The sequence below is a fragment of the Bradyrhizobium sp. SZCCHNR2028 genome (assembly GCF_032380995.1).
In the GTDB taxonomy this organism is placed as follows: domain Bacteria; phylum Pseudomonadota; class Alphaproteobacteria; order Rhizobiales; family Xanthobacteraceae; genus Bradyrhizobium.
Window position 1 is genome coordinate 57,603 of sequence record NZ_JAUHJF010000029.1, and the last position, 6,208, is coordinate 63,810.

At 66.5% G+C, this 6,208-nt stretch carries 8 protein-coding genes; 2 read left to right on the plus strand and 6 right to left on the minus strand.

The features are described 5' to 3' along the window. Positions 1 to 156: 156 nt before the first annotated feature. Complete coding sequence (locus tag QX121_RS29280; protein ID WP_315712272.1) at positions 157 to 591, plus strand: Rieske (2Fe-2S) protein; 435 nt, start codon at positions 157 to 159, stop codon at positions 589 to 591. 27 nt (positions 592 to 618) lie between these two features. Here the strand turns inward: QX121_RS29280 and QX121_RS29285 are convergent, their stop codons facing one another. From QX121_RS29285 to QX121_RS29310, 6 genes are all read right to left on the minus strand, one after another. Then, entirely contained in the window at positions 619 to 849 is a 231-nt protein-coding gene (locus QX121_RS29285; RefSeq protein ID WP_315755665.1) for a zinc ribbon domain-containing protein, read from the minus strand. 228 nt (positions 850 to 1,077) lie between these two features. Then, positions 1,078 to 1,293 carry a hypothetical protein gene (locus tag QX121_RS29290; protein WP_315741157.1) on the minus strand — a complete coding sequence of 72 codons (216 nt, stop codon included), beginning with the start codon at positions 1,291 to 1,293 and terminating at the stop codon, positions 1,078 to 1,080. Positions 1,294 to 1,760: 467 nt separating this feature from the next. Then, positions 1,761 to 1,952 carry a hypothetical protein gene (locus QX121_RS29295; protein WP_315712266.1) on the minus strand — a complete coding sequence of 64 codons (192 nt, stop codon included), beginning with the start codon at positions 1,950 to 1,952 and terminating at the stop codon, positions 1,761 to 1,763. A 63-nt stretch (positions 1,953 to 2,015) separates the two neighbouring features. Beyond that, on the minus strand, positions 2,016 to 2,366 hold the full coding sequence (locus QX121_RS29300; RefSeq protein ID WP_315813690.1) for a zinc ribbon domain-containing protein YjdM: 351 nt from the start codon (positions 2,364 to 2,366) through the stop codon (positions 2,016 to 2,018). A gap of 133 nt (positions 2,367 to 2,499) precedes the next feature. Next, entirely contained in the window at positions 2,500 to 2,784 is a 285-nt protein-coding gene (locus QX121_RS29305) for a DUF2312 domain-containing protein (RefSeq protein WP_315712263.1), read from the minus strand. A gap of 147 nt (positions 2,785 to 2,931) precedes the next feature. Continuing rightward, positions 2,932 to 3,747: a transglycosylase SLT domain-containing protein gene (locus tag QX121_RS29310; RefSeq protein ID WP_409999383.1), complete on the minus strand. Its 816-nt coding sequence runs from the start codon at positions 3,745 to 3,747 to the stop codon at positions 2,932 to 2,934. Between the two features lie 128 nt (positions 3,748 to 3,875). Here QX121_RS29310 and QX121_RS29315 point away from each other — a divergent pair, with 128 nt between their 5' ends. Next, positions 3,876 to 5,945, plus strand: a complete 2,070-nt coding sequence (locus QX121_RS29315; protein ID WP_315813691.1) for a methyl-accepting chemotaxis protein — start codon at positions 3,876 to 3,878, stop codon at positions 5,943 to 5,945. The last annotated feature ends 263 nt before the right edge of the window (positions 5,946 to 6,208 follow it).

A 6,208-nucleotide genomic window follows, 5' to 3' on the forward strand; every position in this document is an offset into this window, starting at 1 on the left:
ATTTCCCGGCATCGGCCGCCTCGGCATGCCACCGGCCTGAGGCCCGCGATCTGCCTGTCGGGCACTACTGGCTGGCATGCTGCTTGCTGCGAGCCTCTTCAGCGCGCCTGCGATGTCGCGGATGCGCCAAACGCCGGGCGAGGCGAAAAGAGGCGGATGATGAGCACGCTGTTTGCGATCTGCGCGACCTATGAGGTGGACGATGGCGCGGCGCGGGGCTTCGTTCTCCAGCGCCGCGAGCCCGATGGCAGCGCCAAGCCCTGGCCGATCCTGGTCACGCGCAAGGGCAACAATTTCTACGGCTTCGAGAATGCCTGCCCACATCAGGGCGCTCGCCTCGACAAGCATCCTGGCGAGTTCATGGACGAGGAAGGCAATTTCCTCGTCTGTGGCGAGCATGGCGCGCAGTTCGACCTCGATACCGGACAATGCTTCATCGGGCCCTGCCAGGGCCGGACGCTGTCTCCGGTCGAGCTCGTGATCGATGACGGTGACATCTGCCTCTCCGGGATCGATCTGGATGAGGAGGACGGCCTCGACATCGACGATCCCGAGGATGACGTGCCCGAGGTGCAGATCACATCGGACTGAGGCTGAGGGCCGGCCGCCGCTGCCGGGTTAGCGCTTCTTCCGTTCGGCGCGGCTGTAGTTGCTGAAATGCCCCTCGCGCGCTGCCTGGCTGCGCGCGGCCTTGATCAGGCCGGGGCTGCGCGCTGGCGGCGCCGGCAGCGAGGGCAGGCGGGTCAGCTTGCGACTGCCACAGGTCGGACAGACCGGCCTTTCAGAAATCCCGATCAGCAACTCGAAATCCTCTGCGCAAGCTGCGCAATGGAAGCTGTAGAACGGCATGACGTCATCCCCCATTGTCGCGAGGGGCATTGCACGAAGCGGGCCAGCGTCATTGCGGGTCGAATCGCCGATTCCGGGCTCGTTGGCACGCGAACGGCAGCATTCTCTTTGCTGCGCGTGTCCCGAATGCGACGCGGCTGGGGTCGAACATTCGACAGCAGCGCAGAGGTCCTGCGCCCGGCCGGCCGGTCCCGGATACCCGGGCGCCGGCCGGACGGGCAAAGCGGATCAGGCGTTGGTCTTCGGCACGTACTTACCGGCGACACACTTGTAACTCTGCAGACGCCACTCGTGATAGGGACCCTTGGACATCCAGTCTGCGATTCCGATCTGCGCGCTGACGGCGCAGGATGTCATCGTGATGCCGGACATCTCGCTGTTGGTGACGACCTTCTCCATGCAGAGCTGGCCGTTGCATAGCATTGCGACGAGAGTGACGAGCACGTTGATTCTGCCTCCATAGAGTGGGACCCGGTCAGGATCGAGAAAGCAGGGTTCATGCCAAGTTATGAATCTGGGCCGTGCTCCTACGGAACGGATTGCTACGGGTGTCACTTCATGGCTACAGAAGCGTGATGGATTCACTGCTTGGATCACGCAGCATTCGGCAACGGACCCGCGCGGGCTGGCCGATGAATTCGGGATTTGCTTGTATGCGGTGCCTTCGGCCTGATGGTCGAGGCTGACCCGGGTCTGCCGTGCCAAACAACAGGCACCGCCTGCGCAGTCCTGCGGCGCTCGCGGCCATTGGACGGCCGGGTCTCTTGATGAACGCCGGGGCCGAACACGTAGACTTGCGCGACCAATATCCGATGCCCAGGACACGAGAATCAGTCGGAAGCCCGTCTCATTTGGCGGGCTGATATCAACGCCTTGATGCAGATGCCAGGGCCCTTCGGTCGTCCGTGGCGTCAGGCCTCGTTCAATCCGGCACCTCGATCGGTCAGGATCTTCTGCCCCTTCGCCGTCAGCTCGTAGATGTCGCCGTCCTTGGCGACATAGCCTTCGCGGATCAGTCCATCGAGCTCGTCCTGCCGGTCGGGCGAGAAGGCGATCGCCTGGCCGATATCCGAAAGCGTCGCGATCTGGTCGTCCGTCAGCATGGCCATCCTCCCGTTGTTGATCCGAACGTCATAGCGTCGCGAATGTTCCGGGAGCACTCGGTCCTACGCCTTGCGCACGAACTCCGACTTCAGGTTCATCTGGCCGATGCCGTCGATCTTGCAAGCGATGTTGTGGCCGTCGCTCGCTTCTTGCAGGCGGATGTTGCGGACCTTGGTGCCGCCCTTCACCACCGAGGACGATCCCTTCACTTTCAGGTCCTTGATGACGATGACGCTGTCACCGTCGGCCAGAACGTTGCCGTTGGCGTCGCGGATGCTGGCATCGTCGCCGGCCGCTGCCGCGACCGCGGCGTCGCCGCTCCATTCATGGCCGCATTCCGGACAGACCCATAGCGCGCCGTCCTGATAGGCGTGTTCGGAGCGGCATTGCGGGCAGGTCATTGCGTCGGTCATCTCATCCTCGGGCGCGGGCAGGAGTGTAGCGCAGCGTTAGAGGCTCGGACGGAACCGGGCAAGAAAAATCCCCGGGGGAGGGCAGCGCGCGGCACAGATCGGCAGCGCGCCGCCATCGTCGGTCGGCAGCGTGTCACGCCGCCTTGCGCTCGGGGGTTTTGCTGGCCGGCCCGGTCTCGGCCGCTTCCATCGCCCGGAGGTAGGTATCGAGCAGCGTCTCGTGCTCGTCCCGCTCGTCCTGGTCCTGCTTCCTGAGCTTGATGATCTCCTTCAGGATCTTGACGTCGAAGCCTTCGCCCTTGGCCTCGGCGAACACTTCCTTCTTCTGCTCGTTCAGTTCCGCCAATTCGCCATCGAGGTGCTCGATCCGCTCGATGAAGGACCGGATGCGCGCGCCGGGAATGCCGATCTCTGACATGGTGACTCCTGTACTAATGGGAGGGAGAAAATGCGCGGCAGTTCGTTGCCAATGTCTTAACGCGCGCGCCTTGCACACACCCGCAAATCCGACGTGCTTAACGCGGAACCGGGCGGGCTGCCGATGTTGCCGAGCGGGCGCCATGCGCTAACTTCGCTCCGCTGCCGAGAGCTTCTGGAACTGCTTCTTCATCGCATTGACGCGGCCGAGATAGCCGGCGACCGAATGGTCGCCGCAGCGCTCGCCATCCGCCGGCTTGAAGCCGCGCCGCACGAATCCGGTCGCCGGCCCGGCGCCGCACAGATGAATGACGGCTGCGAGATCCTGCCGCTGCTGCGCGGTCGGCTTGCCGGAGGGCTGCCGTGCGAGCGCGGCGGCGACTTGGCGGTCGAGCGAGATCACCGTGAGCGCCACCGCGTGCGCTGGCCAGGCGCGAACGTACAGGCTCGGCAAGCCGCAGCCGTTGCTGACCACCTCGTGATCCCGAATGCAGAACCGTGCGGCGTCGGCAAAGGCGCCGTCAGTCATCTGGAACAGGCCGACGGCGCTGGAGGCCGGCTGATAGAGCGCGAACGGATTCCACGCGAACCGCCAGCGCCAATAGGTGCGCGCCACGGGATTGCCCGAGCTCTCGGTCTGCGCCAGGGCGGCGAGCAGCTCCGGCGTGATCGATCGCGTCGCGCTCTCACGGAACAGCGCGCCATATTGACGCCAGGTCTCCTCCGGCTCCTTGTCGAGCGAATGACCCGTCACCACGAACAGCTCGGTCGGCTTGCGCATGACATGATAGGCCAGATTGACCAGCGCGAAGGTCACGAGCAGCACCAAGGCGCCGCAGGTGATCTTGATCCACCGCGGCGCCGCGCCCACCGTCCGGCCCAGCCACTGCGCACCACGCCCTGCGATTCGCTTCGCATCGCGCCGCAGCGCGCGCCAACGGCTGCCGCGTTGCGGCTTGCGCATTTTTTGTTGTCGTGGAGCGGGGGAATTCGGCAACTGATTACCTCGGTCGCCGGTGTGCCGGTCCATGGTTAAGGAAGAATTTGTGCAATGGCGTCATCCTGCCACTTTCCGGTGTGGGGCGGTACGTGATGAGGAAATCGGTCAGTACTCTGCTGATGGTGCTGCTGTCGGTGCTGGCCGCGGGCATCCTGGTGTCCACGGCGATCCTGATGAGCGGTGCCGCGGGCCGCTATCGCGAGAGCGTCGCGACCGAGCAACTGACCGCGGCCGACAAGGCGATCTTCCAGAACGTCCTCGTCATGCGCGCCCACCGCGGCGACATCCAGAGCGTGCTGCTGAGCGAGGACGATCCGCGCGCCAAGCTCACCGAATATCAGGGCATCGAGGCCAAGGGCTATGACGGCATCGTCACAGCGCTCGCCGGCGTCGACATGCCTGAGCGCGACGACCTCATGGCGAGGCTGAAGTCGAGCTGGGACGCCACGGTTCCGCAGTTCAAGCTGCTGTTCGACGAGGCCGCGAAGCCGCGCGCCGAACGCGTGCTGGCGCGTACGCAGGCCTGGTATGAGGCAATGACCAAGACGCTGGACGTCGCCAACGCCGCCTCGCTCGCCGTCTCCAACCGCGCCTGGATGACCGATCCGGCGATCGCCAAGATGGTGCAGGCGCGGCGGCTGGCCTGGCAGGTCCGCGACCGCTACGGCCTGCAATGCTCGGCGCTGCGTCCCAACATCAACGCCTCCAAGCCGCTCGACGACGCCCAGAAGGGCGCGATCGCGCAATGGCGCGGCACCGTCGCGGCCGGCTGGTCCGGGCTCGACGACCTCCTGGCGGGGGGCGGCAGCACCGCGCTCGCCGGCGCCGTGAAGACCTCGCGCGCCGAGGTCGAGGCCGCGCATCAGCGCATGGACCAGCTCGCCAAGGGGTTTGACGGCAGCGGCAAGCCGGCGATGCCGGCGCCGGAATGGAACGCGTTCTGCCAGGGCCCGTTCGCCGGCATCATCGCGATCGGCATGACCGCGCTCGATGGCTCGATCGCCCGTGCCGAGGAGATCAAGACCGCGGCGCTGAGCAGCCTGATCGTCCAGTCGCTCGCCTTCATCGCCGCGCTCGTGGTGGCCGGCCTGGCGCTGCGCGCGGTGCGCGTCCGCCTGATGCGCCCGGTCGGCGTCCTGATGCAGGCGATCCAGCGCATCGGCCAGCGCGACTACCAGACGCCGGTGCCGCAGTTCGCTCATGCCGACGAGTTCGGAGCCATGGCTGCCGCCCTCGAGGGCCTGCGCGAGAGCGCCGCCACCGCCGAGCAGCTGTCGCGCGAGCGCGAGCTCGACCAGGGCCGCCGGCTGGAGCGCTCGCAGGCGATCGACAGCGCCTGCAAGAGCTTCGACGACACCGTGCAGGCGGTCATCGTCAGCATGGGCAACTCGACCGGCCAGCTCGATTCCAGCGCCGGCGACGTCCGCAAGCTGGTCGATGAGTCCACCGAGCAGACGGCCGCGGTCGCCAGCGCCGCGGAGACCGCGACCACCAATCTCGAGACCATCGCCGCCGCCACCGAGGAGCTAACCGCGTCGGTCTCCGAGATCGCGGCGCAGGTGCAGGCCTCGGCGGCCGATGCGCGCCAGGCGGTGGAGAAGGCGGCGCAGACCAACGCCACCGTCGAGATGCTCGACCGCGCCGCCAACCGCATCGGCGAGGTGGTCAAGATGATCACCGCGATCGCCGCGCAAACCAACCTGCTGGCGCTCAACGCGACCATCGAGGCCGCGCGCGCCGGCGATGCCGGCCGCGGCTTCGCTGTCGTCGCCGGCGAGGTCAAGAATCTCGCGGCGCAGACGGCGACCGCGACCGACGACATCACCCGGCAGATCGCCGAGATCCAGGCCGCCACCGGCGAGTCGGTCGAGGCGATCCACGCCATCAGCCACAACATCTCCAGCATCGACGAGAAGATGACGGCGATCGCCGCGGCGGTCGAAGAGCAGCGCGCCGCCACCACCGAGATCTCGCGCAACTTCCAGCACGCCGCGCAGGGCACCCGCGCCGTGACCGACACGATCGGCTCGGTCGCAGCCCTCAACCGCCAGACCGGCAATGCGGGCGCGGCGATGGTCGACTCCGTCCGCCGCATGTCGACCGATGCCGATCGTTTCCGGGTGGCGGTCGAGGGCTTCCTCGGGACCGTGCGCAAGGCTTGAAGCCGGTGCCTGCATCGTGGCGGCGACGCTGCCTTGCGTCGTCGTCAGGACATGCGCTGAAACGTTGTCAAACAGCCCGTGAGCGGATGAGTTCGGCGCACGATATGCGCTGACGATCCCGCGACGCAGATTGCGCCCGAGTCTTGCTCTTGGTTTGCCCTCCGAAGCAGAGAGGGCGCGGGGAATGCCGGGCGCTGGCCGATCGGGATAGGGGGGAGTCTCGCGACTCCACCCCTCCCACACCACCGTACATACGGATCACG

What these genes read in the sequence shown, in the direction of transcription:
- QX121_RS29280 (WP_315712272.1), top strand. Translation starts at nt 157, where the DNA reads ATGATGAGCACGCTGTTTGCGATCTGCGCGACCTATGAGGTGGACGAT.
- QX121_RS29285 (WP_315755665.1), bottom strand. Translation starts at nt 849, where the DNA reads ATGCCGTTCTACAGCTTCCATTGCGCAGCTTGCGCAGAGGATTTCGAG.
- QX121_RS29295 (WP_315712266.1), bottom strand. Translation starts at nt 1,952, where the DNA reads ATGCTGACGGACGACCAGATCGCGACGCTTTCGGATATCGGCCAGGCG.
- QX121_RS29300 (WP_315813690.1), bottom strand. Translation starts at nt 2,366, where the DNA reads ATGACCGACGCAATGACCTGCCCGCAATGCCGCTCCGAACACGCCTAT.
- QX121_RS29305 (WP_315712263.1), bottom strand. Translation starts at nt 2,784, where the DNA reads ATGTCAGAGATCGGCATTCCCGGCGCGCGCATCCGGTCCTTCATCGAG.
- QX121_RS29310 (WP_409999383.1), bottom strand. Translation starts at nt 3,747, where the DNA reads ATGCGCAAGCCGCAACGCGGCAGCCGTTGGCGCGCGCTGCGGCGCGAT.
- QX121_RS29315 (WP_315813691.1), top strand. Translation starts at nt 3,876, where the DNA reads ATGAGGAAATCGGTCAGTACTCTGCTGATGGTGCTGCTGTCGGTGCTG.